The organism is Ensifer sp. SL37 (genome assembly GCF_026672675.1).
GTDB classification, from domain to species: domain Bacteria; phylum Pseudomonadota; class Alphaproteobacteria; order Rhizobiales; family Rhizobiaceae; genus Ensifer; species Ensifer adhaerens.
In genome coordinates this window covers 3,647,563-3,673,993 of the sequence record NZ_JAPPRN010000006.1, presented here as the reverse complement: position 1 = coordinate 3,673,993, position 26,431 = coordinate 3,647,563, and the positions used below count along the sequence as shown (strand labels likewise).

Here is a 26,431-nt window from a genome sequence, read left to right as displayed (position 1 = left end):
TGCGCGCCAAAGAAAAGGCCGGCGGCTCCGTTTGAGGAGCCGCCGGCCCTTGAGCACGGCTTGAACCGGTTGCCGATGCCGCCGGTTCCAATGGTTTTAGACCGAGTAGTACATGTCGTACTCGACCGGATGCGGGGTCATTTCGAAGCGCATGACTTCCTGCATCTTAAGTTCGATGAAGGAATCGATCTGGTCGTCGTCGAAGACGCCGCCGGCCGTCAGGTACTTGCGGTCCTTGTCGAGGCTTTCGAGCGCTTCGCGCAGCGAGCCGCAAACGGTCGGGATCTTCTTCAGTTCCTTCGGCGGCAGGTCATAAAGGTCCTTGTCCATGGCCTTGCCGGGGTGCAGCTTGTTCTTGATGCCGTCGAGGCCGGCCATCAGCATGGCTGCGAAGGCGAGGTAGGGGTTGGCGGTCGGGTCCGGGAAGCGGACTTCGACGCGCTTGGCCTTCGGGTTGGTGCCGAACGGAATGCGGCACGAAGCCGAACGGTTGCGTGCCGAATAGGCGAGCAGAACCGGTGCTTCATAGCCCGGGACGAGACGCTTGTAGGAGTTCGTCGACGGGTTGGTGAAGGCGTTCAGCGACTTGGCATGCTTGATGATGCCGCCGATGAAGTAGAGGCAGGATTCCGACAGGCCGGCATATTCATCGCCGGCGAAGGTCGGCTTGCCGTCCTTCCAGATCGACAGGTGTACGTGCATGCCCGAGCCGTTGTCGCCGAAGATCGGCTTCGGCATGAAGGTTGCCGTCTTGCCATAGGCATTGGCGACCTGGTGCACGACGTACTTGTAGATCTGCATCTTGTCGGCGTTGCGCACCAGCGCGTCGAACTTGACGCCGAGCTCGTGCTGGGCGGCCGCCACTTCGTGGTGATGCTTTTCGACGGTGACGCCCATTTCGGACAGAACCGTCAGCATTTCAGAGCGCATGTCCTGGCAGCTGTCGATCGGCGGAACCGGGAAGTAGCCGCCCTTGACGCGCGGGCGGTGGCCGAGGTTGCCGGTCTCATAATCGGTGTCGTCGTTCGACGGCAGTTCCGAGGAGTCGAGCTTGAAGCCGGTGTTGTACGGGTCGGCCTTGTACTTGACGTCGTCGAAGACGAAGAATTCTGCTTCCGGGCCAACGAAGACGGTGTCGCCGATGCCGGATGCCTTGAGGTAGGCTTCAGCCTTCTTGGCCGTGCCGCGCGGGTCGCGGTTGTAGGATTCGCCCGAAACCGGATCGAGAATGTCGCAGATGATGACCATCGTCGACTGCGCGAAGAACGGGTCCATATGCGCTGTTTCCGGATCGGGCATCAGCACCATGTCGGACTCGTTGATGGCCTTCCAGCCGCCAATCGAGGAACCGTCGAACATGACGCCATCGGCGAACATGTCTTCGTCGACGCAGACCACATCCATCGTTACGTGCTGCAGCTTGCCCTTGGGATCGGTAAAGCGCAGGTCGACGAACTTGACGTCGTTGTCCTTGATTTGCTTCAGAATATCGCTTGCAGTCGTCATTTGCCGTTATTCCCTGTGTGAGATGACGAGGATTTGAAAAGAACCGGGCCGAACGGCCCGTGATGTCAGATGGCGTCGAGGCCGGTTTCGCCCGTGCGAATTCGGATGACTTCTTCCACATTGGAAACGAAAATCTTTCCGTCACCAATGCGGCCGGTTTGCGCGGCGTTGCGGATCGCCTCGATGACGGCCTCCGCGTTTTCATCCGCCAGCACGACTTCGACCTTTACCTTCGGCAGGAAGTCCACCACGTATTCGGCGCCGCGATACAGCTCCGTGTGACCCTTCTGCCGCCCGAAGCCCTTGGCTTCCGTGACGGTGATACCCTGCAGACCGACTTCCTGAAGGGCTTCCTTCACTTCGTCGAGCTTGAAGGGCTTAATGATCGCTTCGATCTTTTTCATGAGAAAATGTCTCTCCGCTTCTCCCTTGAAAGCAGGATCATGCCCGCTCGCCCTGAATATGCACGTTGCATGCCAGTTTTTCTGCGAAAATCTGTCAGAACGACAAAAAATCTGCTGTCGGCGCGCCGATTGCGGGATTTCCATACCTTCGGCGGGCGCGATCTGCCTATTTTTTATGATTTCCGATCGAAAGATGCCCGCTTTTTGCGGCGACTCCACGTCATTACAGACGCAAAGCTTGTTATTTGAGCAACAATTATGTGCAAATGCCTTATTTTAAGGCAGTCGTGGTGGCGGAGCTGAGGCCTTGCTTCACGCGCGTGGGCATGGATAAGTCTGGCGCATGCGCTCCGACCTTCAGCACCTGTTGATCACGCCCGCCGAAATGACGGCAATCGACCGGGCGGCGGCCCAATCCGGCATCGATAGCTTTACGCTCATGCACAACGCCGGCCTGGCGGTGACGGCGGCCGCCCTGCGACATTTTCCGGATGCCCGCCGCTTCGTCGTGCTCTGCGGTCCAGGCAACAATGGCGGCGACGGGTACATCGCAGCCCGCGGCCTTGCCGAAAGCGGGGCGGATGTCGCCGTGTTCGTCCTCGGCGATCCCGCCAGGCTTCAAGGCGATGCAGCGCGGGCCTGGTCCGACTGGAGTGGTCCTGCTGCGCCAATCTCTGCATTCGAACCACAGGCTGGCGATGTCGTCATCGATGCGCTCTTTGGGGCGGGCTTGTCACGCGACCTCCCGGACGACGTCGTTCACCTTATAGAACGGGTCAATGCCAGCGGCGTTCCGGTCCTTGCCATCGATCTGCCGAGCGGCATCGACGGCCGGACGGGCGAGATCCGGGGCGCCGCCTTTGCCGCTCGCCACACCGTCACGTTCATGGCGCCCAAGCCCGGTCATTGGCTTCTGCCCGGGCGATCCCTCTGCGGCACACTCGAGGTGTTCGATATCGGCATTCCCGCGCGCATTGTGCGTGCCGGTGCGGGTTCGCTGCGCCTCAACGCGCCGTTCCTCTGGGCGGGCTGGGGAGGTGGCCTGGCGGCCTCGACGCACAAGTTCAAGCGCGGGCATCTGGTCGTTTTCTCAGGCGACCGCCAGGCAACGGGCGCGGCGCGACTTTCGGCGGCAGCGGGCCTTGCGGCTGGCGCTGGCCTGGTTACCGTCGCCACCGGCAAGGCCGCGCTCGGCATCAATGCGTCTCATCTGACGGCGGTGATGGTGAAGGAGATAGACGGAAGGCGGGAGCTTACCAAATGGCTACAGGACCAGCGCCTGGGAAGCTTCGTGCTTGGGCCGGGTTTTGGCATCGGCAAGAAGGCGAGGGACTTTGCGCTTGCGCTCTGCGATCGCTCTCTGGTGCTCGACGCCGATGGCATCACCTCGTTCCAGACGAACCCCGGCGAACTGTTCGCGGCGCTGGCGAAAGGCGGCGGGCAAATGGTGATGACGCCGCATGATGGCGAGTTCGCTCGCCTCTTTCCGGAGATCGCCGGAGACCATGGGCTTTCGAAGATCGAGAAGGCGCAGGCCGCGGCGCGGGCGAGCCATGCCGTGATCGTCTACAAGGGCGCCGACACCGTCGTTGCCGCGCCGGACGGGCGGGCCGTCGTCAACAACAATGCGCCGCCGTGGCTGGCAACCGCCGGATCGGGGGACGTTCTTGCCGGTATCGTCGGCGCACATCTGGCGAAAGGAATGCCGGCCTTCGAAGCGGCGGCCGCCGCGGTCTGGCGCCATGGCGCAGCGGGCGCCAAGGCAGGGCCAGGCTTGACCGCTGAAACGCTAATCGGCGCGATACCGCCGATCAGCTGATCGAAAACGCGCGGCCCGACAAGTCACCGCTTGGAAAGGCGACGTACGCCGCATCCGGAACGTATGGGCAGTTAGCCGCGCGTGCCCTTGGCGATCGGCTCCTGGTAGGTGAAGCCCAAGTCCCAGGGGAAATAGATCCAGGTGTCCTGGCTGACTTCGGTCACGAAGGTATCGACGAGCGGTCGGCCCTTCGGCTTGGCGTAGACGGCAGCGAAATGCGCCTTCGGCAGCATTGCCCGTACTTCGGCCGCGGTCTTGCCGGTGTCCGTCAGGTCGTCGACGATCAGCACGCCTTCACCGCCGTCCTTGGTGATTTCAGGCGTGATGCCCTTCAGCACTTTCATCTGCCCCTGCGTGTCGTAGTCATGGTAGGAGGCGACGCAGACGGTTTCGATCATCCGGATATTGAGTTCGCGCGAAATGATCGCAGCCGGAACCAGGCCGCCACGGGTGATGCAAACCATTGCACGCCATTCCTGGCCGTTGTCGGCCAGCCGCCAGGCAAGCGCCCGGGCATCGCGGTGGAACTGGTCCCAGGAAACGGGAAAGGCTTTATCGGGCAGCGACATGGGTGGGCTCCGGCTTGTCTGAACGAGGGTAAGGCGAAGCGTCCGGCAGATCGGGCAGGCGGGAACGCGTCATCCTGATTTGCCGACATGCAATAACGGCATTGAGGCCTTGAGTGCAAGGGCTTCGCGCTATCCCTTTGCCCGCGCGTCGGCGATTGCCTGGATCATCGCCTGGACATCAGCCTCCGCTGCAGCAAGCGCTTCCGGATCGCGGGCCCGCACGACGATATCCGTCGAGAAGGTCTTGCCGTCAAATTTCGGGTAGGAGCCGATGCTCGTCTCCGGATGATTCTTCTGCACTTCGGTCAGCGGGCTGCCGATATCGCCCTCGCCGAAGGGCGAGCGTACGGTGCGGGAGAGGAGGGGTGAGCCGACATTCAGACCGGGCAGCAGCGCGTCGAGCATGGCCTGGAAGACCTGCGGAACGCCGGCCATGACATGCACGTTGCCGATGGCGAAGCCCGGCGCTGTCGATACCGGGTTCGGGATATGGCGTGCACCGAGTGGCATGCGCGCCATGCGCTTGCGCGCGTCGGTAAACTCCATGTTGCGGCGTTCGTACATGGCGCCGAGCAGCGCCATCGCCTCAGACTCGTAGATGCATTCGACCCCGAAGGCGCGAGACACGGCGTCGGCCGTGATGTCGTCATGCGTCGGACCGATGCCGCCGGATGTGAAGACGTAATCGTAGCGGCTGCGCACCGCATTGATCGCCTCGACGATCGCCGCCTCGTCGTCGGCGACGATGCGCACTTCCTTCAGGTCGATGCCGACCATGGTCATCATGTCGGCGAGGTGACCGATGTTCTTGTCCTTGGTTCGCCCCGACAGAAGTTCGTCGCCGATGGCGACCATGGCGGCAGTGACGACTTTTATGCTGCTCATCGGGTGATCCTGTTTGTTTAGTCAGTCATTTAACAGTGAATTATTATTGTTCACATTGCGAGAACAGTCTGTTTCCCGGACGGCTCCTGGCATGCGGCTGCATTTTGATAAATCTTCCGCGCAGCAGTGATCAAGTGGGATCGCTTGTATCCAAAGGAGCAATTATGGCCAAGGTTCTCGTTCTCTACTATTCGGCATACGGACACGTCGAAACCATGGCTTACGCCGTGGCCGAAGGCGCCAAGTCTGCCGGCGCCGAAGTCGACGTCAAGCGCGTTCCGGAACTGGTGCCGGACGAGATCGCCAAGGCCTCTCATTTCAAGCTCGACCAGGCCGCGCCGATCGCCCATGTCGAGGAGCTTGCCCAATACGACGCGATCATCTTCGGCGCCGGCACGCGCTTCGGCACCGTTGCTTCGCAGATGCGCAACTTCATCGATCAGACGGGCAGCCTGTGGGCGTCTGGCAAGCTGGTCGGCAAGGTCGGCTCGGTCTTCACGTCCTCGGCCACCCAGCATGGAGGTCAGGAATCCACGATCCTCGGCTTTATTCCGACGCTGATGCATCACGGCATGGTCGTCGCTGGTCTTCCCTATGCCTTCCAGGGCCAGATGGGCCTCGACGAAATCAAGGGCGGCTCGCCCTATGGCGCCTCGACGATCACCGATGCCGACGGCTCACGCCAGCCGTCCGAGGTCGAACTCCAGGCGGCCCGCTTCCAGGGCGCACACGTCGCCAAGATCGCTGCGAAGCTTTCGGCCTGATCATTTCGACGCAATCGTTTCAAGAGCTTAGGCGGCGCCGCAAGGGGCCGCCTTTTTGTTTTGCGGCTAGCCTTTCCGGGTGATTCGCGAATGTGGCAATTCTTACCACACTTGTGCTAATATCCGCGGCGTTCGGCATTGAGTATGCCTTTGACGAGGAGGAATGCAGGGCCGTGCGGCAACGGCCCGCCGAAGACGGAAACGTCTTTCGGATTATCGGGAGGGAAGTATGGCGCGAATTACGTACACCATCGTTCCTCATGACGGCGGATGGGCCTATAAGGCCGCCGACGCCTTTTCGGAACCCTTTCCCAACCGCGAAACGGCGCTTGCCGCCGCCAAGGCCGCCGCCGCCGAACAGCAAGTCGGCGGCGACGACGAGGAGATCAGCTTCCAGGACGAAGAGGGCCACTGGCACTTCGAACACACGGATGGCGGCGATCGGCCTGAAGCGACCGTCGAAGACGGCTGAAACGGTCAAGGCGACCGGCTCTTTGCGAACACATAGCGTTTAGTATTGCGTGCACACCATCTCTCCACGGAGGATATTCGATGCACTACAGCGTTCAGATCTTCACCTGGACCCCGCGGCAGGGTGTCCACCAGGTCGGATCGGCAATCGAGGTGGACGCCCCCAATTCCAAGGCGGCAGCGGTCTCGCTTCTCGGCCTCAGGCTGGAAAACCAGGGATGCGCAACGAAACTCGCCGTCCGCGTCTGGCACGACGACGCCTACCAGGCGGAATGCGATTGTTATTACTACAACAACTGAGCGGCCAGTCTCGCCGGCGCAACGTCTCGCTCTCCTGAGAGCGTTGGATGCGCCTATCTGTTGATCCTTGAAAACCGATTGCCTGGTGCGGGCGGCGGGGATCGAACCCGCACAGCCAAGGCCGAGAGATTTTAAGTCTCTTGCGTCTACCAGTTTCGCCACGCCCGCATACAGCCTAGATCAAACACTCAGGTCAAACAGTCAAGGGTGATCGGGGGTTTCGGGGTGGACAACGCGCTTAGGCGCGCTGTTCTCTCGTCTTCATGAAGTAGAAGACGGCCGCGGCAATCAGTGCCCCAAGGCCGTAGACGATAAACGCGTCGACAAACGGCCAGCCCGAATTGAACGAGTCGATGGCGGGTGCGGGAAACAACAGAACCGCCGAAAACAAGCGCCAACATTGGTTCCCCTCATCTAAGCCACCATGGGGACGATAAGCTGATGCGTGTATCATCGATACGAATCATCTTATAGTTTCAATCGACTTGGCGCTTGCGGACGACAGTCAAGCCTTCAGTGTCAAGCGCTCAAGGACCGTGGCCAACCCGCCGAGATCCGCAATCTCGCGAAAACGCGGATGGTCCTCCGGCTTATCGTGGTGTTCGAACGACCAGGTGAGCGCGTGCGGGACATAGACACCCCAGCTTCCGGCACCGAGTGCAGGCACGATATCCGACTTCAGCGAATTGCCGACCATCATGCTTTTCAGCGCTCCGTCGCCGTGGCGTTTGAAGATGCGCTCGTAGGTGGCGACGGTCTTGTCGCTGACGATCTCGACGGCGTTGAAGTAGTCGCCAAGGCCGGAGGCGGCGAGCTTGCGCTCCTGGTCGAAGAGATCGCCCTTGGTGATCATGACAAGGCGAAAATGGCCGTGAAGCGCCTCGAGGGTTTCCTTGACATGCGGCAGCGGTTCGACCGGGTGCACGAGCATGTCGCGCCCAGCGGCGAGGATCTCGGCAATGACGGAGGAGGGCACCTTGCCATCGGTGACGTCGACGGCGGTTTCGACCATGGAGAGCACGAAGCCCTTGATGCCGAAGCCATAGAGCCCAAGGTTGCGCTTCTCTGCGGCAAGCAGCCGGTCGGAGAGATGTTCGGTGTCGGTGTGCGGCCTCAGAAGCTCGGCGAAGCGCGCTTCCGTCAGCCGGAAGAACTGCTCGTTCTGCCAGAGTGTATCGTCGGCATCGAAGCCGACGGTCGTTACAGTATGGGGCATAATATTACGGTCCGGCAATCTTGAAGGGTTGGTCGACGCTGGCGCTTTTGCCGCTGTTGACGTCATTGAAGTGGAAGCGCAGCACATAGTCGCCGGCGGGCGCGCCGGAAACGTCGATGGTCAGCGTCGAATAGATTTCCTGGTTTCTGAGGTGGCCTGTGAAGGTGAAATCGCCGAACGCCTTCTGGCCGGCGAGCACGTCGCCCTTCGGATTGAGAATATCGAAATCCACGGTGAAGTGGCTTTCGAGTTGGCCTTTCGTTGCCGAATCCTTCCAGGTGAGGCCGATCGGCTCGATATAGGAGATCAGCGACTCTCCCTCCTTGAAGACTGCGCCCTCGCGCGGATCGTACATGGCGTAGCCAGTCGGCGCCTTGGTCACGAAAACCGCCTTGCCGATCGCCAGCGGCAACGTTTGCGAAAAGTCGCTCATCGCCTGGCGGAGCAGGTCATGGGCTTTCGCCGCGTCGCCGGAAGCCGCGAGCTTTTCGGCCTGCACCGCCGCGTCGGCAAGCGGGCCGGCATGGGCCGCGAGACCAGCCGAAAGCGTCACGGCGGCGGTCAGCATCGCCAGACGACGTATATGTTTCACCATGACGTTCCCCCATCGCCGGTTTCGACCGACTTTCGGCATCTGCTGCACCGAGTCAAGACGATAGGGCCGCCAGGCGAATGGTCAATGCTTCCAGAAGACCGGCGTCAGGATTACCAGCACGGTCAGCACTTCGAGACGACCGAGCAGCATCATCAGCGACAGCAGATAGAGTTCGGGATCGCGGAGCGTCGAGAAGTTGCCGGCCGGGCCGATGATCGGACCAAGGCCCGGGCCGACATTGGAAAGGCAGGTAATGACGGCCGAGGTGGCGGTGACCAGATCGTAGCCGAGCGCGCCCATGGCGAGACTACCGAGCACCCAGAGCAGCATATAGGTGATGAAGAACAGGAAGATGGAGCGTTGCGTGTCCGCGTCGACGGTGTTGCCGCCATAGCGCACCGCATAGATCGCATTGGGGTAGACGATCTTGTTCAAACCCGACCGGATCGCATTGAAGAGCACGATGAAGCGATAGGCCTTGATGCCACCGGCGGTCGAGCCGGAGCAACCGCCCATGAAGGTGGCGATGAAGGCTGCGATGACGACGAAGGGCCCCCAGAGGCTGTAGTCCTGGCTGGCATAGCCGCTGGTCGAGAGGATAGAGGTGATGTTGAAGAAGGAGTGTGCCAGCGCCAGATGGAATTCCACGCCATTGGCGAGCCGATGATAGACGGCAACGGCAATTGAGAAGGCCGAGAGATAGCCGAGGAACACGATGATCTGCGGGTCGCGCAGCGCATCCAGCCTGCCACGGGCGACCAGCACGATCAGGATCGAGAAGGGCAGGCTGCAGAGCGCCATGAAGAAGGTGGCGGTCCAGAGCAGCGGAATGCTGCCGAAATAGGCGAAGGATGCGTCATGGGTGGAAAAGCCACCCGTCGCCACCGTCGACATCGCGTGGTTGATCGCGTCGAAGCGGTTCATGCCCGTCAGGAAATAGCCGATCGTGCAGAGAAGCGTGATGACGACATAGATCGCGAGGAAAGCGCGGCTGAAGCTCGCGAGCCGGGCAAATGGTTTGTCGCCGGTGTCGGAGGATTCCATCTTGAAGAACGACATGCCGCCGACCCTGAGATAGGGGATGATGAACAGGCCGAGCACGACGATGCCGATGCCGCCGAGCCAGCACAAAAGTGACCGCCAGAGGAGGAGCCCGGGCGGCGCATCGTCCAGACCGACGATCACTGTCGCACCGGTCGTCGTGATGGCCGAGACGGATTCGAACAGTGCCTGGGCAAAATCGAGCTTCATCGATGACAGCCAGAGCGGGATCGCGCCGACAACCGAGAACACGGCCCACAGCATATTGACGAGAACAAAGCCGAACTTCTTGGAGAAGGGCGGCGGGCCCATACGCGTCGCCATGAAGGTCGCAAGCGAAAGGCCGCCGACCATGAACGCCGAAGCGGCAAAGATCTGCCAATCCGAATGGCCGTAATAGAGATCGACCATCGCCGGCACCAACATGGCGCAGGCAAGATATATGCCGAGGATCGCCGAAATGTGCACGGCATGCCGGATCAGGGTTGCGTTCAAGCGTTTATTTCCCGGAAGAACAGTGTGGCCGTGCCGTTGGAACGGTCAGTGCGTCATTTTCAACGCCGGCCCGATTCGAGTCAAAGCCATGGCTTCGGGCGTTGCGATGTGCAATAGCGACGGCCAGCGACCAACTCAACGGAAGACCGCACGTGATGAAGCAGGATGTCGAAACCGCAACCGAAGCCTTGCGGGAGATCTTCCCGCCGACGCCGCTGCAGCTCAACGAGCATTTGAGCGCACGCTACGGTGCGAATATTTATTTGAAGCGCGAGGATCTTTCGCCGGTTCGCTCCTATAAGATCAGGGGCGCCTTCAACTTCTTCCGCAAGGCGATCGGTGCCGGCGCCTCGGGTAAGACCTTCGTCTGCGCCTCGGCCGGCAACCATGCCCAGGGCTTCGCCTTCGTCTGCCGCCATTTCGGCGTGCCGGGTGTCGTGTTCATGCCGGTGACGACGCCGCAGCAGAAGATCGACAAGACCAGGATGTTCGGTGGCGAGTTCATCACCATCAAGCTGGTCGGCGATATCTTCGACCAGTGCTACAAGGCGGCCCGCGATCACGTGGACGCAATCGGCGGTGTCATGGTGCCGCCTTTCGACCACGCCGACATCATCGAGGGACAGGCAAGCGTCGCGGCGGAAATTGCCTGGCAACTGCCGGAAGAGGTGGTTCCGGATCTCGTCGTGCTGCCGGTTGGCGGTGGCGGTCTTGCCGCCGGCGTCACCGGCTACCTCAAGGATAAGGTTGCAGCCGATCACTTCATCTTCTGCGAGCCGTCGGGTGCGCCGAGCCTGCGCGAAAGCCTGGAAACCGGCAGCGTCGTGACCCTCGATCAGGTCGACAACTTCGTCGACGGTGCCGCGGTTGGGCGCATCGGCGACCTCAATTTTGCGGCACTTCGGCGTTTCTCGCCTGACCAGGTCATGTTGCTATCGGAGAACGCGATTTGCCAGACAATCATCGACATGCTGAATGTCGAAGGCGTCGTGCTTGAGCCGGCTGGCGCTCTTTCGATCTCGGCGCTGGAAGCGCTGGGACCGGAGACGCTTGCGGGCAAGACGGTGGTCGCGGTCGTTTCCGGCGGCAACTTTGATTTCGAGCGCCTGCCTGACGTCAAGGAGCGGGCGATGCGCCACGCCGGCCTCAAGAAGTACTTCATCCTGCGCATGGCGCAGCGGCCGGGCGCGCTCCGCGACTTCCTCAACCTGCTCGGCGACGAGGACGACATCTCGCGCTTCGAATATCTGAAGAAGTCAGCGCGCAACTTCGGTTCCATCCTGATCGGCATCGAGACAAAACATGCCGAGAATTTCCCGGTACTGAAGGCTCGCTTCGACGCCGCGGGGCTGCGCTACCAGGACATTACCGAGAACGAGATCCTTTCCAACCTCATCATCTGACGGGAGTGGGCGTCGCGGTCAATTATCGGTACTTAGGCTTTGACAGTGTCGGCTGCGGCGTCTAAGTCTTGGGCATGGCATCGTTTTTCTCGAAATTGTTCGGCCGATCCGGCAACTCCGAAGACCAGGCGCAGGCAGCACCGGGGAAATCCGAGGCCTATGCGGATTGCACCATCCGTGCGACGCCGATGCGCGAGGGCTCGCAGTTCCGTCTGGCGGGTAATATCGAGAAGGTCTCGGCCGAAGGCAGCGCCAAGGTTCGCAGCTTCATCCGTGCCGATCTCTTCACGTCCGAGCAGGACGCGATCGACGCGGCGCTGCGCAAGGGGCGCCAGATCATCGACCAGACCGGCCCGTCGCTGTTTTCCGACGATGCCCCGTCGCGCCAGGTCTGAACCGGCTTGTCTCTTCAAGATAATCTAATGTAAACATAAGCTTGACTGTCGAAGCTCATGTCTTGCGGTAGGAATGCCGTGGACTTGTGTCGGCGGTTCAGCCGGCTGATCGACTGCGCGCCAAGTGTGTGGGCGGCCGCAAGCGGCAGCCCACACTGATCGGTTGGGGGCTCAGAGCTTGATGCGGAAGCGCGCAAAACCCTCGGCGGCATCGCCAGCGTCCTCGATCGTCACGCCCTTCACCTGTGCCAGGAACTGCCGTGCCTTCGGTCCACTGTCGAATGTCACGCTCGTCCCGGCGAGCGGAACGAAGGTCCAGTTGGCGTCGGCCGACGGATTGATCGTGCCCTGGTCGATGATGTAGCGCACCACCACATCGCGGTTGGTGTCGGGAGCCACGAACACCACCTTGTCGGCGGTGATGTCGGGGAAGTTGCCGCCGCCGCCGGCCCGGTAGTTGTTGGTGGCGACGACGAATTTCTGCGCCGGATCAATCGCTTGTCCATTGAACTGCAGGTTCTTGATGCGGTTCGAGGCGGCGTTGATCGTGTTGCCGTCCTTGTCGAACTTCGGCGGTACGGAAAGGTCGATTTGATAGGTGACCCCATCGATGACGTCGAAATTGTAGGACGGGAAGCCACCATTGATCAGCGGCGTGTCGGAAGCCCCCGGCTTGACCTCGTTGAAGATGCCGGCCGACATTTCCAGCCAGTTGCGCACCTGTTCGCCTGTTATGACCACGGCCTGCACCGTGTTCGGATAAAGGTAGAGATCGGCGACGTTCTTGATCGCGATGTCGCCGGCCGGAACGTCGGTGTAGTAATCGGCGCCGCCGCGGCCGCCGGCCTTGAAGGGGGCCGCGGCCGAAAGCACCGGCAGGTCGCGGTGCTCGGTGTCCTTCAGCATGTCCTTGATGTACCAGGTCTGCGCCTGGCTGACGATCTGGACCGACGGGTCGTCGGCAACCAGGGCGAAGTAGGAATAGAGCGGCGCGCTGGTCTTGCCGACGGGTGTGCGCACATAGGCAAGCGTCGCCTCGTGGTCCTTTTGTGCGGCGGCCAGAACGTCTTTTCGATCGGCGACTTCAGCCACGACTTTCTTTTCAACGCGCCGATAGATCGGCCGCGCTTCGCTTGTCGAGTTGACGACGCGCCAGGCGCCACCCTCACGCTCGATCAAGAGGTCGATCAGGCCGAGATGCGAACCCCAGAAGCCGCCCATGACGCCGGGCTTGCCGGAGATCAGGCCCTTCTTGTTGTCGACGCCGCCAACGCCGTCGAACTTCGGCCCAGGAAAATCGAGATGGCTGTGACCGGTGACGATCGCATCGATGCCTTCGATCGCGGCGAGCGGAACGGATGCGTTCTCGAGGTTCTCCGCATAGGCTTCCTGGCCAATGCCGGAGTGGGAGAGCGCCACGACGATGTCGGCGCCTTCCTCGCGCATCTGCGGCACCCAGGCTTCCGCCGCCTTGACGATGTCGCGGGCATTGGCCTTGCCCTCCAGGTGCTTGGCGTCCCAGGTCATGATCTGCGGCGGTACGAAGCCGATGAGACCGATGCGGATCTGATGCTCCTGGCCGGAACCGTCCTTCACCTTGCGGTCGAGGATGACATAGGGCTTCAGGAACAGCTCATCCTCCCGCGCACTGGCGGCAAGCGCTCCCTTCGTCAGGTTGGCGCAGACGAGCGGGAAGTTCGCCCCGTTCAGCACCTTGAACATGAAGTCCAGGCCATAGTTGAATTCGTGGTTGCCGAGCGTGCCACAGTCATAGCCGAGCACGTTCATGGCCGCGACGATCGGGTGGAGATCGCCGTCCTTCATGCCACGCTGATAGGCGATGTAGTCGCCCATCGGGTTGCCCTGCAGGAAGTCGCCGTTGTCCACGAGGATGGAGTTGGTCGCTTCGGCGCGGATGGCGTCGATGATGGAGGCGGTGCGCGCAAGGCCGACCGTGTCGTTCGGCTTGTCGCCGTAATAGTCGTAGGGGAAGACGTGGACGTGCAGGTCCGTCGTTTCCATGATCCTGAGATGGGTCTGGTTGGCGGCAGCGCGAACCGAGAATGGATGCAAGATGACGAGTGCCGAGGAGGCTGCGGCCCCCGCAAGAAGCGAGCGGCGCGTGAGGTTAAGCGGGGAAGTCATCGATGTCATGCGGTCCTCCATTGATCAAGAATGCGGGTCTTCATGGAAAAGGAATACAATTGGGGGTTTTGTTCGCTGGCGGGCGAACGACGGTGGGTTGGCGCTGAATATGCCGGAAAGCTGGCGTTTCCGAAAGCGGCAGATTTTCGCACTGAAAGGTCGAGCAACAGCGGACACCCGGTAAAGTTTTCTTCAAGTTTCCTGGTTAACGGTGCTTGAGGAAACGGAATCTTCTCAAGCACATGCCAAACGCCAACCTTATTCTCTTCGTCGGCGAGGCACTGGTCTACGTCACGGCGATGATCGGGCTTTTGCACCTTCGTGCCCGGTTGGGTCTCGGGGTCTTTGTCGCGGCCCTCGGCGTCATGCACTTCATCGAGACCTATCTTGCCGCGGTCTTTTATGTGCAACTGCCGTTCGGCGTGATTTCGCCCGGATCGGCCGTGCTGTTCTCCGGCAAGCTGATGATGATCCTCCTCCTCTATGTGAAGGAGGACGCAGCAACGGTGCGCCAGCCGATCTATGGTCTGCTCGCCGGTAATTTCCTGACGGTGGCGCTCAGCCTTCTGCTGCGGCAGCACGATACGGTGTCGATCGTGGCGGAGCGCTCCGCCGACCTCGCCTTCATCGACGAGATGGGGTGGCTCATGGTCTGGGGAACGACGATCCTCTACTTCGATGCGCTGATGATCATCCTGCTCTACGAGCGCCTCGGGCGGTGGTTGCGTCACTTCGTGACCGTCCGTTTCCTCATCTGCGGTTTCGTGGTGCTCACCTTCGATCAGGCCGCCTTCTATGCGGCGCTGCGCTGGTGGAACGGCGCCCCGGCCGAGGTCTTCTGGGGCGGCTGGATGGCGAAAATGCTGGCAGCACCCTTCTATGCCATTGCCGTCGGCCTTTATCTCAACCTCTCGCGCCACCCGTCGCTTGCCATGTCGGACCGGCCGCTTGGCGACATCTTCAACACGCTGACCTTCCGTGAGCGCTACGAGGACCTCTTGTCGCGCTCCGGGCAGGACACGCTGACGGGCTCGCTCGACCGCAGCCGGTTCGAGGCCGAGGCACCGGCAATGCTGCGCGCCGCGAGCGCCGAAAACGCAGCCGTGACGCTGATGATCATCGACGTCGACCACTTCAAGGGTGTGAACGATCGATTTGGCCACCTGGAAGGGGACCGTGTGTTGCAGCGTCTGGTGGAAACGGTGAAGTCGAAATTGCGCCCGGTCGACCGGCTGTTTCGCTATGGCGGCGAGGAATTCGTGATCCTGTGTCCGGCAATGATGCATGCCGATGCGCTGCGCCGCGCCGAGGAGATCCGGATTGCGATCTCAGATCAGATTGCGACGCCGGACGGTCGCTCGGTTACGGCGAGTATCGGGCTTTCTTCGACGCCTGCCGATGGGGTCTCTGTCGAGGATTTACTGGCGCAGGCCGATCTGAGGCTCTACGCCGCCAAGGGACGCGGCCGCAATTGCGTCGTCGGCCGATAGGTTTTCGGCCGCTTTCAGATGCCGACATTCGGCCGATCGATGATTTCGCGCAGCGAGAAGCTGGAATTGATCTTCACCACATGGGGCAAGGCCGAAAGCCAGTCACGGTGAATGCGTTCGTAGTCTTGCAGATCCTTGGCCGCGACCCGCAGGATGTAGTCATATTCTCCCGACATCAGGTAGCAGACAAGCACGTTCGGACAGAGCTTTACCGCTGCCTCGAATTCGGCGAGCGTCTTTGCGAACTGCCCCGAGAGCGAAATATGCACGATGACCATGATCTGGTAGTCGAGCGCCTTGTGGGCGATCCGCGCATGGTATCCGGCGATCGTTCCCGATTTTTCCAGGATGTCGACGCGCCGAGAACAGGCGGACGGAGAGAGTCCGACCTTCGCTGCGAGGTCGGCATTCGAGATCCGGCCGTTCTGCTGAAGAATGCGCAGAATCGCATGATCGATGGCATCAAGTTCGCTCATTCGTGATTTCCCTCAATCCTGCGCCCATTGTCGCAACATTCTTCGAAATCAATGCGCGCTGGCTTTCGTCTTTGCAAGGACATTCGATTGTCGGCGTGTTTTGCTGATTGCCTCGTCAAAAGCGGCGCAAAGCCCAACAGGAGAGGAACGCAAGGATGCGTGTCGGTTGCCCGAAGGAAATCAAAAACCATGAATATCGTGTCGGCCTGACGCCCGGCTCGGTGCGTGAATATGTTGCCCATGGCCACGAGGTAATCGTGGAGACCAAGGCCGGGGCAGGGATCGGCGCGGACGACGATGCGTACCGTGCCGCTGGCGCGAAAATCGTCGCGACGGCGAAGGACGTGTTCGAAAAGTCGGACATGATCGTCAAGGTCAAGGAGCCGCAGCCCTCCGAATGGGCGCAGCTGCGCGAAGGCCAAATTCTCTATACCTATCTGCATCTTGCGCCCGATCCGGAACAGACCAAGGGCCTGTTGAATTCCGGCGTCACGGCGATTGCTTATGAAACCGTCACCGACGATCGCGGCGGCCTTCCGCTGCTTGCGCCGATGTCGGAAGTTGCCGGGCGCTTGGCGATCCAGGCCGGTGCTACCTCGCTGCAAAAGGCCAATGGTGGCCGCGGTATCCTGCTCGGTGGCGTGCCGGGCGTGCTGCCGGCCAAGGTGACCGTCATCGGCGGCGGTGTCGTCGGCCTGCATGCCGCCCGCATGGCGGCGGGTCTTGGCGCTGACGTCAGCATCATCGATCGCTCGATCCCGCGTCTGCGCCAGCTCGACGATCTCTTTGCCGGCCGCGTGCACACGCGCTATTCGACCATCGACGCGCTGGAAGAGGAAGTGTTTTCAGCCGATCTTGTCATCGGCGCCGTGCTCATCCCGGGGGCAGCAGCACCAAAGCTTGTGACCCGCGAAATGCTGACCGGCATGAAGAAGGGGGCCGTCATCGTCGATGTCGCCATCGACCAGGGCGGCTGCTTCGAAACCTCGCATGCCACGACCCATTCCGATCCGACCTATGAAGTCGACGGCATCGTGCATTACTGCGTTGCGAACATGCCGGGTGCCGTGCCGGTGACCTCGGCGCATGCGCTCAACAACGCGACACTGCATTATGGTCTGCAGCTCGCCGACAAGGGCCTGAAAGCGATCGCCGAAGACCGGCATCTGCGCGCCGGCCTCAACGTGCACCGCGGTCGCGTCACAAACGCACCCGTCGCTGAAGCACTCGGCTATGATGCCTATGCGCCGGAAGCGGTGCTGAACGTCGCCTGACGGAATTGATCCAGCGGCCCGGCATCGCTTGCCGGGCCGATTGCCACGAAGGCGTCAGGCGGTGACGATCCGGCACTGGTAGCAGTTGTACTTGGTCGAGCGCACATGGACGGCTGAAATGTCGGATCGTGCCAGCAGTTCATTCGCTCGAGTTTCAAGCTGTTCCCTGGCGATTACATCACCGGTCCCATAGACGATCCGTTCGTCGGGGCCGTAGCCGCGCAGGAGATAGCTGTCACGCGAGCTCAGGATCGGCGGCAGGGTTTCGCCATCATGCGCCGGGCACGCCTCGGCGTGCATGAACACCGGGCCGGTTTCCGCATAAGGCTGCAATGAGGAAAACGGTCGAAGCGCGAAAACCAAATAGGGCGCGCCGGCTTCGACATAATCCAGGCAATGACGGCACGGTACGCCGTCGCCATCGGAGATCTGTCGCTCCGGCGCATTGCCATAGGCGTCCAGCCCGCCCTCTCTCATCCGGCGGGCTTCCGCGTCAGACATCGGAATATAGCGCAGCGACATGGTGTATCTCCTTGATCAGCTTGTATTGTTCGATCGGGAGAGTGCACCGGCCGCAGCCATCGGGACACCCGGAACTTGCCGGATGGTGTTCGTCAGAGGTTTTTCACCAGGCTCAGAAGCTCGGCATCGGTCAAAGGCTCGACCGTGGCCTCGCGGGTCGCGACTGGCGAGAAGCCGAATTGCTGATAGAGCTGCAGCGCGCGGGGATGGTCGAGATTGTTGGTGGTCACCTTCAGCTTGCTCGGATTCAGCGCCCAGGCGGCAAACAGCGTCTGCAGCAGGAACCATTTGCCGAGGCCGAGGCCAAGTGCGTGTTCCATCAGCCCGAAATGTACAAGCTCGACCACATCGTCGTCGCCCTGATGCAGTTCGAAGAATCCGGCCGGCGCGCCGTTGACGTAAAGAACCGTCACGCTCCTCCGCTTGTCGCCAAGCAGTGCTGCCAGATCCTCGTCGCTCATCCGCAGCCGTTCGGTCCAGTGCCAGCGACGTCCGACGCGCAGATAGAGAAACCGATAGTAGCCGAGCGGAATGTCGGAGACGCGCAGGATCGCCGTCTGGATATTGACCGGCATCGGCAGGCTCTGCTTCGGCGGAGCGGTCATTTCGAGTTCGGTGACGTGCGCCGTCAGTGAGGCGAGCTTCGGAGGGCGCATGGCGTCACTCGCGACCTGTGACGACGGCGGTGTCGGTGCGGCCACCCCATTCCGACCAGGATCCGTCATAGAGCGTGTTGTCGGTGTGGCCGAGCGACTGTAGCGCCAGGGTGATGATGGCGGCAGTTACGCCCGATCCGCAGGTCGTGACCACGGGCTTCGAAAGATCGACGCCGGCCGCTGCGAAGGTCTGGCGGAGGCTCTCAAGATCCTTGAGCTTCCCGTTTTCCGAAAAGACGCCGGAAGGAAGGCTGTGGGCGCCGGGCATGTGACCGGAACGAAGGCCGGCACGCGGCTCGGCTTCCTCGCCATAAAAACGCGGGGCGCCACGGGCATCGGCGATCTGGATCGCGCCGTCGGCGACGATCTGCTTCATTCCGGCCAAGGAGGTAACGGCGCTGGGCGTAAAGCTCGGCTTGAACGTGGCCGGCTTGGGCGAGGGGACATCCGTGCTGACGGGTCGGCCTTCCCGGTTCCAGCCGTCCATGCCGCCATCGAGCACATAGACATTCTTGGCACCCATGATGCGCAGTTCCCACCAGACGCGCGGCGCCGTCATGATGCCCGGGCCGTCATAGACGACGATCGTATCCGTCTCGCTGACGCCAAGCGTGCCGACGGCTTCAGCAAAGGCCTCCGGCGAAGGCAGCGTATGCGGCAGGCCGCTCGTATGGTCGGCAATGGCGTCCTGGTCGAAGAAGACAGCACCGGGAATGTGGCCGGCGTCGTATTCCGCCTTCGGGTTGCGCTTCTGTGCCGGCAGGTACCACGACGCGTCGAGGATCCGGATCGACGGATCGCCGAGGCGCTCCTGCAGCCAATCGGCGGAAACGACAAAGGCGCTCTTGTTGTTGGTCACGGTCGCAACTCCTTACTCAAACTGATGCGCGGTCTTCGGCGGTGCCGAAGCGGATACGGAACCGGCGGTTCTCCTTACCCTTCTTCTCGATCTTGGCGATGTGGATGGCGCCGACTTCCTGCGTCTCCGACACATGCGTACCGCCGCAGGGCTGGCTGTCGACCGCCGAGTTCTCGCCGATGCAGACAAGGCTGACGCGCCCCAGGCCGATCGGCGGGCGAACATTCTTCGACTTGACGATGCCGGGGTTGGCGGCCAACTCGTCGTCGGTAATCCACTGAACGTAAACGGGGTGGTTTTCGTCGACGAGCTTCATCAGCGCTGTTGTGACCTCGTCCCGGTCGATCGTCTCGTTCATGTCGAAATCGACACGGCTCTCGTCCTCGCCGACCGACGCTCCGGTGATCGGGAAGGGGCAGACGACCGAAAGCAGATGGCAGGCCGTGTGCATGCGCATCAGCCGGTAGCGGCGCGGCCAGTCGATGTGCAGAACCAGCTTCTCGCCGATCTCGGGCGTCGGCTGGCCCTCGGCCGGCACATGGATGATGATATCCTTGGTCTCCCCATGGCGGGCGACCGCGATGTCGATGCGGCTGCCATCGGTGCGCTCCAGAAAACCCGTGTCGCCAGGCTGGCCGCCGGAGGTGGCATAGAAGCAGGTCTGATCAAGCTCGATCCCGCCATCTTCGAGGATTCCGGTGACGCTGGCCTCACATGTCGAGAGGTAGAAGTCGTCACGGAAGAGGGCAGTCACGGTCCTGGTCATCGCATTCCTATCCAACTGATTCGTATGGCACTGCAATGTTGGAAGCCGTCTTCAACCACGTCGGCACCGGCAGCCCCTTGGAGGCGAGGAAGTCCGGGTTGAAGAGCTTCGACTGATAGCGGTTACCATAGTCGCACAGGATCGTCACGATCGTATGTCCCGGCCCGAGGTCCTTGGCGAGCCGCACGGCCCCGGCGATGTTGATGCCCGTCGAGCCACCCACGCAAATGCCTTCCCGCTCGATCAGGTCGAAGACGTAAGGCACGGCTTCCGAATCGGGAATCTGGTACGAGAAGTCGGGAGTGAAGCCTTCCAGATTGGCGGTGATTCGGCCCTGGCCGATGCCCTCGGTGATCGAGCTTCCTTCGGATTTCAGTTCGCCATTGGCGTAGAAATTGTAGAGGGCCGCCCCTTGCGGGTCCGCCAGGCCGATCTTGACCGCGGGGTTTTTGGCTCTGAGGCCCTGGGCGACGCCGGCCAGCGTGCCGCCGGAGCCGACGGCGCAGATGAAGCCGTCGACCTTGCCGTCCGTGTCGCGCCAGATCTCGGGCGCCGTGGACTCCACATGGGCGTCACGGTTGGCGACGTTGTCGAACTGGTTGGCCCAGATCGCCCCGTTTGGCTCGGTCTTGGCCAGTTGCTCGGCGAGGCGGCCGGAGATCTTCACGTAGTTGTTGGGGTTCTTGTAGGGAACGGCCGGCACTTCGACCAGCTCGGCGCCGAGCAGCCGCAGGGCGTCCTTCTTTTCCTGGCTCTGGGTTTCCGGAATGACGATGACGGTGCGGTAGCCGAGCGCCTGGCCGACCAGCGCCAGGCCGATGCCGGTATTGCCGGCCGTACCTTCGACGATGACACCGCCCGGCCGCAACTGGCCGGTGCGCTCCGCATGGCGAATGATCCAGAGCGCCGCGCGGTCCTTCACCGATTGTCCGGGGTTCAGAAACTCGGCCTTGCCGAGGATCGTGCAGCCTGTCGCGTCGGATACGGATTTCAGCCGGATCAGAGGCGTGTTTCCGATTGCTTCGAGCACGGACGGGAGAATGGCCATTTTCAGAACCTCGTGTTTGAGGACAGGCACCGCGGTAAGGCGGCACGTACCAGGTAAAAGCGAACGGCGGCCAGCGAATATCGACAACGTTCCGGGACCGCCGAAATGTTGGCGTGTTTTCGGCTCAGCCTGCACTTCAGGCAAGAAATAGCGTTTCGCCGTCGCTCTGTCCCGAACAAAAATCGTCTCCAGGGACTGCGAGAGCCGGCGGCAAGGAGCGCTGCCGCGAAGAAGGGCCGGGCAAGTCATTTTTCGCCCACAGAAGGAGATGCGTACGTGTTTCCCGGCGCGTGCCGAGGAGTGAGTGATGAGTATTCAATCTACGAAATCGGAACAGAAACTGGCTTGGGTGACGGGCGCAAGCTCGGGAACCGGGCGGGCACTGGCGCTCGCGCTGGTGCGGGAAGGCTATTCCGTCGTCGTGACGGCGAGAAACCACGACAGGCTCGTGGACCTGCAGCATGAAGCAGCAAGCGAAGGGCGGATCACCGTGCTCGACGGCGATGTCACTGACCCTGCCGACATGGAGCGGGTGATGGCGGCGATCGAATATGATCACGGGCACCTTTCGCTCGTGGTGCTGAACGCCGGGGTCGCGCTGCCGGTGCGCGGAGACGAGCTTCACCGCGAGGCCTTCGAGAAGAGTTTTGCCGTCAACCTCAATGGCGTCGTCAACTGTCTCTTGCCGGCGGTGGACCACATGAAGACGCAGGGGTACGGACACATCGCCATCGTCTCGTCGGTGGCCGGCTACGGCGGACTGCCGACCAGTGCCGCCTATGGCGCCACCAAGGCCGCGCTGATCAATATGGCGGAAAGCCTGAAGTTCGATCTCGACCGGCTCGGCGTCCGGCTGCAGATCATCAGCCCCGGCTTCGTCGATACGCCCGGGACCGCGCGCATTCGCTTTCTGCGACCGGCGCCGGTGAACAGTGAAGAGGCGGCAAGGCGCATCGTTGCCGGCCTGAAGTCGCGAAGGTTCGAAATTGCCTTCCCACGCCGGTTTGCCTACGCGGTGAAGCTCATGGACCTGCTGCCCTACAGCCTCTATTTCCGCCTGCTGAACTGGCTGACCCGCGGCAAGGCGGAGGCCATGGAAGGACAGAAGCGCGCCGGACCCGGCGGCCGTCCCCGTCAGGCGGTGTGAAGCACCAGTACCGCGCCGAAGATGAGCGCCAGTCCGACCCAGCCGATCGGCTTCAGCTTCTGACCGAACAGGAAGCGGCCGCAAATGGCCGTCCCGAAGATCCCGGTTGCGCCAAGTACGGCATAGGCGATGGCGAGCTCCATGCCCTTGATGGCTTCCGCCAGGAAGGCAAAGGCGGCGAGCACTAGCAGAATCGAAAGGATGCCCCAGCCGCGGCGGGCGAACCCTTCCGATTTCGTCGAGGCGAGGTTGGCCGCAATATCGAGGATGCCGGCCACGACCGCGAGAACGAAGTAGATGCTAGGCGCGCTCATCGGCGGCTCCTTCACGCGCTGCCTCGTCCTCATCATGATACTCGCCGGCATTGACGAGCAGGATGCCGACGATCGCCATCGAAAGCCCGAGCATTTCGCGTCCGGTCAGCACATGGCCGAAGACGAAAACCGAAACCAGGGTGATGATGGCGACGCCCGAACCTTCCCAGATCGCATAGGCGACGCCGACCGATATCGTCTTCACCGCCTTTGCCAGGAAGACGTAGGAGAGTGCGATCGAGACATACATGACGATGTGGCCGAGATAGGAGCCGCTTTCGGAAGCGGCCTTCATCACCGTCAGGCCCACCACTTCGGTCGCGATGGCGAGCGCGAGGAAAAACCATGCAAGACGCATGCTGTACCTTTGAACAGAAACTTGGATCGACCGCCTCTTAAGCGCTACGGGTGACGCGGTAAAGACGCGCCGTGCGCTTCACTCGAAGACGATCTGCCGGACGTCGATGTTGCGGGCACGGAACCCGGCCTCGCAGTAGTAGAAGTAGAACTCCCACAGCCGCTTGAAGCGCAGGTCGAAGCCGAGCGGCTCGATCCTGTTCCAGACCGCCCAGAACCGCTCCCGCCATTCGCCGAGTGTGCGGGCATAGTCGACGCCAAAGCCGAAGTCGTTGATCATCCGCAGGCCGACATTGCGGCCAAGCTCGACCAGATGCTCGCGCGTTGGCAGCATGCCGCCCGGGAAGACGTATTTCTGGATGAAATCCGGATTGGAACGATACTCCTCGTAGGATTCTGGCTTGATCGTGATGATCTGCAGTCCGGCCTTGCCCCCGGGTTTCAGGCACCGCTTCAGCTGCGAGAAATAGGTTGCCCAGAATTTTTCGCCGACGGCCTCGAACATCTCGATCGAGACGATGCGGTCATAGGTACCCTTTTCTTCACGATAGTCCTGGAACTTCAATTCGACCCGGTCGGCAAGGCCCGCACGCTGCATGCGTTCGCGTGCGAAGGCCAGTTGCTCGCGGCTGATCGTCAGCCCCGTGACCTTGCAGCCGATTTCCGTTGCCGCGAACTCGGCAAAGCCGCCCCAGCCGCAGCCGATCTCAAGCACATGATCGCCGGTGCGCAGGTTCGTCGCTTCCGCGAGCGCGCGGTATTTGGCTTTCTGCGCTGAGCGAAGATCATTGGCACCCGTTGCATAAAGCGCAGACGAATAGGTCATGCTCGGATCCAGCCATTCGCTGTAGAAGGCGTTGCCGAGGTCGTAATGGGCCGAGATGTTGCGGCGCGCGCCGGAGTGGGTGTTGGCATTGCGCCAGTGCAAGAACTTGTCGAAAAGGCGAAGGAGCCCGCGTGCACGGTTCGGAAAATTCCTGCCGATTTCGGCGTTGACGAGGAACAGTTCGAGAAAGGCGCCGACATCGGGACTGTCCCAGTCGCCGTCGATGTAGCTTTCCGCAGCCCCGATGGTGCCGCCCGAGATAGCACGCTGCGGCAGGTTCCAGTTGTTGAGGTTGAGGATGGCGCTGGGGCCGGCCCTGGCGCCTTTGATCACCAGCCTGCGGCCGTCTGGCGTGGCGAGCATCAACGTTCCCACCTGAAGGTGCACCAGGGCGCCAAGCACCATGCGCGCCTTGAGCGGAAATTCCCGCACGGCCGTCGCCAGATTTTCGGAAGATAGCTCCACCGCACCGGCAAATGCAGCAAAATCGGCTTCCAGGTTACGCATACACCACCCCCTCAGCTGTTGCATCCGTAACGTGAGCCTAGCCGCAATCGGGCGAGACGCCAACTGAGGAATTCTACCGGAGGCTCTACGTCTCCTCGGAAACTCCCGGTGCGCTTGTGATCTGCCGGAAGGCTGCCAGTGCCCGATCGCGGGCAAGGGCATGGTCGACGATCGGTTTCGGGTAGGTCGTGCCGAGTTCGATGCCGGCTTCGGCAAGGGTCGTGGCGGGCGCTGCAAAGGGGCGATGGACATAGCGCGGGTGGAGGCGCTCCAGCTCTGGCACGAAGCGCTTCACATAGAGACCGTCGGGATCGAATTTCTCCCCTTGCAGGAGCGGGTTGAAGATGCGGAAGAACGGTGCGGCGTCCGCGCCCGATCCGGCGACCCATTGCCAGCTTGCGGCATTGTTGGCCGGATCCGCGTCGACCAGCGTGTCACGGAACCAGGCTTCTCCCTTGCGCCAGTCGACGAGCAGGTCCTTGATGAGAAAGGAGGCGACAATCATGCGAACGCGATTGTGCATGTAGCCGTGGCGCCATAGCTGGCGCATGCCGGCATCGACGATCGGGTATCCGGTGAGCCCTCTGGTCCATCGAGTAAAATCGTCCTCGTCGTTCAGCCAGTGGAAGCGGTCGAATCGACGGTCGAGGTTGCGGCGGCCAAGCTCAGGATAATGAAACAGCAGATGATAGGAGAATTCGCGCCAGGCGAGTTCCTTGCGGAAGGTGGCCGCCCCTTCGCCGCTATCGGCCTGGGGCCCAGCTGCCGCATGCCAGGCCTGCGCCGGCGAAATTTCGCCAAAGGCGAGATGAGGCGAGAGCAGGGATGTGCCATCCGCGTCGGGAATGTCGCGGCAGCGTTTGTAGGCGTCGAGCTTCTCATCGACGAATTCTTCGAGACGGGTGGCCGCACCGTCTTCGCCCGGCGTCCAGACCTCGCTGAATGTCGCCGCCCAGTCCGGTTTCGTCGGCAGCAACGACCAGTCGTCAAGGCGTTCCGATCGCGGCCATGCTCCCGGGGCTGCGATATGGTGCGGCCGGTCGATCGGCGGTGCTGGCTCGTTTTTCAGTTCGAGCGCGCGCCAGAACGGCGTGAACACGCGGTAGGGGCCGCCCGTCGTCGTCAGCAGCCGCATGGGCTCATGCAGCAATTGTCCTGCAAAGCTCTCCGCGATGATTCCCCGCTCGGCCAGCGCCTTCTTGAGCGCGGTATCCGTGGCGATGCCGTTCGGGTCGTAGCGCCGGTTCCAGTAGATGCGCTCCGCACCGCTTGCGCGCGCAATCTCGACAATCACGTCAAGCGGCGCGCCTGATCGTAGAACGAGGCGAGAAGCGTGCCGCGCGAGACTTGCGCCCAAGGCCTCGAGCGAATGGTGCAGCCACCACGCCTGCGCCGCCCCGAGCGGACCGTTGCCGCTGTCGGCGGGTTCGCGAATATAGAGGGGAATGACGGCTGCCTCGCCGGCGGCAGCCGAGAGGGCGCGATTGTCGGCCAGGCGGAGATCCTTGCGGAACCAGACGATGATGGGCGGCGCCGCGGCCTTTGTCATGAAGAACCATCGGGAGGTTGGGGATTGATCACTTGGAGAACATAGGTGCAAAATGAAAAAGAGCCATTCGCATCGCTGCAAATGGCTCTTTTAGAAAGTGGCTCCCCGGGCCGGATTCGAACCGGCGACCTGTCGATTAACAGTCGAATGCTCTACCGCTGAGCTACCAGGGATCATCCGCGCCGCTGTTGTGCTGTGCGCTTCAGAAGTGAGGCTGCTAATACGCATGCTTTTCTGATTTGCCAAGCGCTTTTTCAAAAAAAATGACAAGTTCCGTTGCGAGGCTGTGGAGAAGTCCCCAATTGTGGGAAAACACGCCGGATAGGGAATGATGAATAAAAACAGGAAGCAGACGCATTTCGGCATTGATCCGCAAACACGACAGATCGTGCTGGGAAAATGGCGTATCGCGTTGCCCGACTCGCCCCTGCTGCGGATCCTACTGGGTTCGCTGCTGGTGTTTTGTGGTTTTCTCGGTTTCTTGCCCGTGCTGGGCTTCTGGATGATACCGTTGGGCCTGATCGTGCTTTCCCACGACATTCCCTCGGTTCGCCGCCGCCGTCGTCGTCTGGCCGTCTGGTGGGCGCGCTGGCGCGGGAAGGCCAACTCCTCGAACGGCTCCTGAGCCGGAC

Annotated in this window: 30 protein-coding genes and 2 tRNA genes; 11 read left to right on the top strand and 21 right to left on the bottom strand. The window is 61.7% G+C overall.

Annotation, left to right across the window (positions count from 1 at the left end):
* Positions 1–96: 96 nt before the first annotated feature.
* Both glnA and OVA00_RS30095 read right to left on the bottom strand, forming a co-directional pair.
* Positions 97–1,506, bottom strand: a complete 1,410-nt coding sequence (gene glnA, locus OVA00_RS30100; RefSeq protein WP_034791062.1) for a type I glutamate--ammonia ligase — start codon at positions 1,504–1,506, stop codon at positions 97–99.
* A 65-nt stretch (positions 1,507–1,571) separates the two neighbouring features.
* On the bottom strand, positions 1,572–1,910 hold the full coding sequence (locus OVA00_RS30095; protein WP_003528058.1) for a P-II family nitrogen regulator: 339 nt from the start codon (positions 1,908–1,910) through the stop codon (positions 1,572–1,574).
* A gap of 343 nt (positions 1,911–2,253) precedes the next feature.
* On the opposite strand from OVA00_RS30095, the gene OVA00_RS30090 reads away from it, so the two are divergent.
* Complete coding sequence (locus OVA00_RS30090; RefSeq protein WP_268090196.1) at positions 2,254–3,729, top strand: NAD(P)H-hydrate epimerase; 1,476 nt, start codon at positions 2,254–2,256, stop codon at positions 3,727–3,729.
* A 71-nt stretch (positions 3,730–3,800) separates the two neighbouring features.
* Here OVA00_RS30090 and gpt read toward each other — a convergent pair whose 3' ends face one another.
* Positions 3,801–4,298: a xanthine phosphoribosyltransferase gene (gpt, locus tag OVA00_RS30085; RefSeq protein WP_034791068.1), complete on the bottom strand. Its 498-nt coding sequence runs from the start codon at positions 4,296–4,298 to the stop codon at positions 3,801–3,803.
* Positions 4,299–4,427: 129 nt separating this feature from the next.
* Positions 4,428–5,183: a competence/damage-inducible protein A gene (locus tag OVA00_RS30080; protein WP_034791070.1), complete on the bottom strand. Its 756-nt coding sequence runs from the start codon at positions 5,181–5,183 to the stop codon at positions 4,428–4,430.
* A 164-nt stretch (positions 5,184–5,347) separates the two neighbouring features.
* Here OVA00_RS30080 and wrbA point away from each other — a divergent pair, with 164 nt between their 5' ends.
* The 3 genes from wrbA (at position 5,348) to OVA00_RS30065 (ending at position 6,718) form a co-directional block, all read left to right on the top strand.
* Positions 5,348–5,947, top strand: a complete 600-nt coding sequence (gene wrbA / locus OVA00_RS30075) for an NAD(P)H:quinone oxidoreductase (RefSeq protein ID WP_034791083.1) — start codon at positions 5,348–5,350, stop codon at positions 5,945–5,947.
* A 229-nt stretch (positions 5,948–6,176) separates the two neighbouring features.
* Complete coding sequence (locus OVA00_RS30070; RefSeq protein ID WP_034791085.1) at positions 6,177–6,419, top strand: DUF2188 domain-containing protein; 243 nt, start codon at positions 6,177–6,179, stop codon at positions 6,417–6,419.
* A gap of 80 nt (positions 6,420–6,499) precedes the next feature.
* Positions 6,500–6,718, top strand: a complete 219-nt coding sequence (locus tag OVA00_RS30065; protein ID WP_034791089.1) for a hypothetical protein — start codon at positions 6,500–6,502, stop codon at positions 6,716–6,718.
* Between the two features lie 83 nt (positions 6,719–6,801).
* On the opposite strand, the gene OVA00_RS30060 is transcribed toward OVA00_RS30065, so the two are convergent.
* The 5 genes from OVA00_RS30060 to OVA00_RS30040 form a co-directional block, all read right to left on the bottom strand.
* Positions 6,802–6,886 (bottom strand) — tRNA-Leu (locus tag OVA00_RS30060).
* 70 nt (positions 6,887–6,956) lie between these two features.
* Positions 6,957–7,091, bottom strand: a complete 135-nt coding sequence (locus OVA00_RS30055; protein ID WP_268090195.1) for a hypothetical protein — start codon at positions 7,089–7,091, stop codon at positions 6,957–6,959.
* Between the two features lie 132 nt (positions 7,092–7,223).
* Positions 7,224–7,934 carry an HAD family hydrolase gene (locus OVA00_RS30050; protein ID WP_060517082.1) on the bottom strand — a complete coding sequence of 237 codons (711 nt, stop codon included), beginning with the start codon at positions 7,932–7,934 and terminating at the stop codon, positions 7,224–7,226.
* 4 nt (positions 7,935–7,938) lie between these two features.
* Positions 7,939–8,529 carry a hypothetical protein gene (locus OVA00_RS30045; RefSeq protein ID WP_034791097.1) on the bottom strand — a complete coding sequence of 197 codons (591 nt, stop codon included), beginning with the start codon at positions 8,527–8,529 and terminating at the stop codon, positions 7,939–7,941.
* An 81-nt stretch (positions 8,530–8,610) separates the two neighbouring features.
* Positions 8,611–10,065 carry a TrkH family potassium uptake protein gene (locus tag OVA00_RS30040; protein WP_113554152.1) on the bottom strand — a complete coding sequence of 485 codons (1,455 nt, stop codon included), beginning with the start codon at positions 10,063–10,065 and terminating at the stop codon, positions 8,611–8,613.
* 155 nt (positions 10,066–10,220) lie between these two features.
* Between OVA00_RS30040 and ilvA the strand changes: the two genes are divergently transcribed.
* Positions 10,221–11,468 (top strand): threonine ammonia-lyase, encoded by a 1,248-nt coding sequence (gene ilvA, locus OVA00_RS30035; protein WP_090295555.1) that lies wholly within the window; start codon positions 10,221–10,223, stop codon positions 11,466–11,468.
* A gap of 74 nt (positions 11,469–11,542) precedes the next feature.
* A complete protein-coding gene (locus OVA00_RS30030) occupies positions 11,543–11,863 on the top strand; it encodes an HlyU family transcriptional regulator (protein ID WP_060606431.1) in 321 nt (106 codons plus the stop codon).
* Between the two features lie 171 nt (positions 11,864–12,034).
* Here the strand turns inward: OVA00_RS30030 and OVA00_RS30025 are convergent, their stop codons facing one another.
* Entirely contained in the window at positions 12,035–14,008 is a 1,974-nt protein-coding gene (locus tag OVA00_RS30025; protein WP_268090386.1) for a bifunctional 2',3'-cyclic-nucleotide 2'-phosphodiesterase/3'-nucleotidase, read from the bottom strand.
* 42 nt (positions 14,009–14,050) lie between these two features.
* Here OVA00_RS30025 and OVA00_RS30020 point away from each other — a divergent pair, with 42 nt between their 5' ends.
* The gene (locus OVA00_RS30020) at positions 14,051–14,227 is read left to right on the top strand and encodes a hypothetical protein (RefSeq protein WP_156552957.1); all 177 of its coding nucleotides are present in this window, start codon (positions 14,051–14,053) and stop codon (positions 14,225–14,227) included.
* Between the two features lie 23 nt (positions 14,228–14,250).
* Positions 14,251–15,498, top strand: coding sequence for a GGDEF domain-containing protein (locus OVA00_RS30015; protein WP_034791114.1), 1,248 nt, complete (start codon positions 14,251–14,253; stop codon positions 15,496–15,498).
* Positions 15,499–15,512: 14 nt separating this feature from the next.
* On the opposite strand, the gene OVA00_RS30010 is transcribed toward OVA00_RS30015, so the two are convergent.
* Positions 15,513–15,974: an Lrp/AsnC family transcriptional regulator gene (locus OVA00_RS30010; RefSeq protein ID WP_034791115.1), complete on the bottom strand. Its 462-nt coding sequence runs from the start codon at positions 15,972–15,974 to the stop codon at positions 15,513–15,515.
* A 155-nt stretch (positions 15,975–16,129) separates the two neighbouring features.
* Here OVA00_RS30010 and ald point away from each other — a divergent pair, with 155 nt between their 5' ends.
* A complete protein-coding gene (gene ald / locus OVA00_RS30005) occupies positions 16,130–17,248 on the top strand; it encodes an alanine dehydrogenase (RefSeq protein ID WP_034791117.1) in 1,119 nt (372 codons plus the stop codon).
* Positions 17,249–17,302: 54 nt separating this feature from the next.
* Here ald and OVA00_RS30000 read toward each other — a convergent pair whose 3' ends face one another.
* The 5 genes from OVA00_RS30000 to OVA00_RS29980 all read right to left on the bottom strand — a co-directional run bounded on the left by OVA00_RS30000 (position 17,303) and on the right by OVA00_RS29980 (position 21,099).
* On the bottom strand, positions 17,303–17,770 hold the full coding sequence (locus OVA00_RS30000) for a DUF1203 domain-containing protein (RefSeq protein ID WP_060582157.1): 468 nt from the start codon (positions 17,768–17,770) through the stop codon (positions 17,303–17,305).
* 92 nt (positions 17,771–17,862) lie between these two features.
* Positions 17,863–18,426, bottom strand: coding sequence for a GNAT family N-acetyltransferase (locus OVA00_RS29995; protein WP_034791121.1), 564 nt, complete (start codon positions 18,424–18,426; stop codon positions 17,863–17,865).
* A 4-nt stretch (positions 18,427–18,430) separates the two neighbouring features.
* The gene (sseA, locus tag OVA00_RS29990) at positions 18,431–19,285 is read right to left on the bottom strand and encodes a 3-mercaptopyruvate sulfurtransferase (RefSeq protein ID WP_226020680.1); all 855 of its coding nucleotides are present in this window, start codon (positions 19,283–19,285) and stop codon (positions 18,431–18,433) included.
* Between the two features lie 16 nt (positions 19,286–19,301).
* Positions 19,302–20,051, bottom strand: coding sequence for an alanyl-tRNA editing protein (locus OVA00_RS29985; RefSeq protein ID WP_268090193.1), 750 nt, complete (start codon positions 20,049–20,051; stop codon positions 19,302–19,304).
* 7 nt (positions 20,052–20,058) lie between these two features.
* Positions 20,059–21,099 (bottom strand): cysteine synthase A, encoded by a 1,041-nt coding sequence (locus OVA00_RS29980; protein ID WP_060517101.1) that lies wholly within the window; start codon positions 21,097–21,099, stop codon positions 20,059–20,061.
* A gap of 304 nt (positions 21,100–21,403) precedes the next feature.
* Between OVA00_RS29980 and OVA00_RS29975 the strand changes: the two genes are divergently transcribed.
* On the top strand, positions 21,404–22,246 hold the full coding sequence (locus OVA00_RS29975) for an SDR family NAD(P)-dependent oxidoreductase (protein ID WP_051659213.1): 843 nt from the start codon (positions 21,404–21,406) through the stop codon (positions 22,244–22,246).
* Here the strand turns inward: OVA00_RS29975 and OVA00_RS29970 are convergent.
* The 5 genes from OVA00_RS29970 to OVA00_RS29950 all read right to left on the bottom strand — a co-directional run bounded on the left by OVA00_RS29970 (position 22,234) and on the right by OVA00_RS29950 (position 25,972).
* Positions 22,234–22,560: an SMR family transporter gene (locus OVA00_RS29970; RefSeq protein ID WP_034791131.1), complete on the bottom strand. Its 327-nt coding sequence runs from the start codon at positions 22,558–22,560 to the stop codon at positions 22,234–22,236. The genes OVA00_RS29975 and OVA00_RS29970 overlap by 13 nt on opposite strands.
* Positions 22,547–22,918 (bottom strand): SMR family transporter, encoded by a 372-nt coding sequence (locus OVA00_RS29965; RefSeq protein WP_060517105.1) that lies wholly within the window; start codon positions 22,916–22,918, stop codon positions 22,547–22,549. The genes OVA00_RS29970 and OVA00_RS29965 overlap by 14 nt, the downstream gene beginning before the upstream one ends.
* A gap of 78 nt (positions 22,919–22,996) precedes the next feature.
* The gene (locus OVA00_RS29960; protein WP_089045901.1) at positions 22,997–24,250 is read right to left on the bottom strand and encodes an SAM-dependent methyltransferase; all 1,254 of its coding nucleotides are present in this window, start codon (positions 24,248–24,250) and stop codon (positions 22,997–22,999) included.
* Positions 24,251–24,335: 85 nt separating this feature from the next.
* Positions 24,336–25,799: a cryptochrome/photolyase family protein gene (locus OVA00_RS29955; RefSeq protein ID WP_090295538.1), complete on the bottom strand. Its 1,464-nt coding sequence runs from the start codon at positions 25,797–25,799 to the stop codon at positions 24,336–24,338.
* Between the two features lie 98 nt (positions 25,800–25,897).
* A tRNA-Asn gene (locus OVA00_RS29950) sits at positions 25,898–25,972 on the bottom strand.
* A gap of 158 nt (positions 25,973–26,130) precedes the next feature.
* Here OVA00_RS29950 and OVA00_RS29945 point away from each other — a divergent pair.
* Complete coding sequence (locus OVA00_RS29945; RefSeq protein ID WP_034791391.1) at positions 26,131–26,424, top strand: hypothetical protein; 294 nt, start codon at positions 26,131–26,133, stop codon at positions 26,422–26,424.
* Positions 26,425–26,431: the final 7 nt, after the last annotated feature.

Excerpts from the sequence above, each read along its gene's own strand:
- glnA (WP_034791062.1), bottom strand. The coding sequence starts at position 1,506 with ATGACGACTGCAAGCGATATTCTGAAGCAAATCAAGGACAACGACGTC.
- OVA00_RS30095 (WP_003528058.1), bottom strand. The coding sequence starts at position 1,910 with ATGAAAAAGATCGAAGCGATCATTAAGCCCTTCAAGCTCGACGAAGTG.
- OVA00_RS30090 (WP_268090196.1), top strand. The coding sequence starts at position 2,254 with ATGCGCTCCGACCTTCAGCACCTGTTGATCACGCCCGCCGAAATGACG.
- gpt (WP_034791068.1), bottom strand. The coding sequence starts at position 4,298 with ATGTCGCTGCCCGATAAAGCCTTTCCCGTTTCCTGGGACCAGTTCCAC.
- OVA00_RS30080 (WP_034791070.1), bottom strand. The coding sequence starts at position 5,183 with ATGAGCAGCATAAAAGTCGTCACTGCCGCCATGGTCGCCATCGGCGAC.
- wrbA (WP_034791083.1), top strand. The coding sequence starts at position 5,348 with ATGGCCAAGGTTCTCGTTCTCTACTATTCGGCATACGGACACGTCGAA.
- OVA00_RS30070 (WP_034791085.1), top strand. The coding sequence starts at position 6,177 with ATGGCGCGAATTACGTACACCATCGTTCCTCATGACGGCGGATGGGCC.
- OVA00_RS30065 (WP_034791089.1), top strand. The coding sequence starts at position 6,500 with ATGCACTACAGCGTTCAGATCTTCACCTGGACCCCGCGGCAGGGTGTC.
- OVA00_RS30050 (WP_060517082.1), bottom strand. The coding sequence starts at position 7,934 with ATGCCCCATACTGTAACGACCGTCGGCTTCGATGCCGACGATACACTC.
- OVA00_RS30045 (WP_034791097.1), bottom strand. The coding sequence starts at position 8,529 with ATGGTGAAACATATACGTCGTCTGGCGATGCTGACCGCCGCCGTGACG.
- ilvA (WP_090295555.1), top strand. The coding sequence starts at position 10,221 with ATGAAGCAGGATGTCGAAACCGCAACCGAAGCCTTGCGGGAGATCTTC.
- OVA00_RS30030 (WP_060606431.1), top strand. The coding sequence starts at position 11,543 with ATGGCATCGTTTTTCTCGAAATTGTTCGGCCGATCCGGCAACTCCGAA.
- OVA00_RS30025 (WP_268090386.1), bottom strand. The coding sequence starts at position 14,008 with ATGACTTCCCCGCTTAACCTCACGCGCCGCTCGCTTCTTGCGGGGGCC.
- OVA00_RS30020 (WP_156552957.1), top strand. The coding sequence starts at position 14,051 with ATGGAAAAGGAATACAATTGGGGGTTTTGTTCGCTGGCGGGCGAACGA.
- OVA00_RS30015 (WP_034791114.1), top strand. The coding sequence starts at position 14,251 with ATGCCAAACGCCAACCTTATTCTCTTCGTCGGCGAGGCACTGGTCTAC.
- OVA00_RS30010 (WP_034791115.1), bottom strand. The coding sequence starts at position 15,974 with ATGAGCGAACTTGATGCCATCGATCATGCGATTCTGCGCATTCTTCAG.
- ald (WP_034791117.1), top strand. The coding sequence starts at position 16,130 with ATGCGTGTCGGTTGCCCGAAGGAAATCAAAAACCATGAATATCGTGTC.
- OVA00_RS30000 (WP_060582157.1), bottom strand. The coding sequence starts at position 17,770 with ATGTCGCTGCGCTATATTCCGATGTCTGACGCGGAAGCCCGCCGGATG.
- OVA00_RS29995 (WP_034791121.1), bottom strand. The coding sequence starts at position 18,426 with ATGCGCCCTCCGAAGCTCGCCTCACTGACGGCGCACGTCACCGAACTC.
- OVA00_RS29985 (WP_268090193.1), bottom strand. The coding sequence starts at position 20,051 with ATGACCAGGACCGTGACTGCCCTCTTCCGTGACGACTTCTACCTCTCG.
- OVA00_RS29980 (WP_060517101.1), bottom strand. The coding sequence starts at position 21,099 with ATGGCCATTCTCCCGTCCGTGCTCGAAGCAATCGGAAACACGCCTCTG.
- OVA00_RS29970 (WP_034791131.1), bottom strand. The coding sequence starts at position 22,560 with ATGAGCGCGCCTAGCATCTACTTCGTTCTCGCGGTCGTGGCCGGCATC.
- OVA00_RS29965 (WP_060517105.1), bottom strand. The coding sequence starts at position 22,918 with ATGCGTCTTGCATGGTTTTTCCTCGCGCTCGCCATCGCGACCGAAGTG.
- OVA00_RS29960 (WP_089045901.1), bottom strand. The coding sequence starts at position 24,250 with ATGCGTAACCTGGAAGCCGATTTTGCTGCATTTGCCGGTGCGGTGGAG.
- OVA00_RS29955 (WP_090295538.1), bottom strand. The coding sequence starts at position 25,799 with ATGACAAAGGCCGCGGCGCCGCCCATCATCGTCTGGTTCCGCAAGGAT.
- OVA00_RS29945 (WP_034791391.1), top strand. The coding sequence starts at position 26,131 with ATGAATAAAAACAGGAAGCAGACGCATTTCGGCATTGATCCGCAAACA.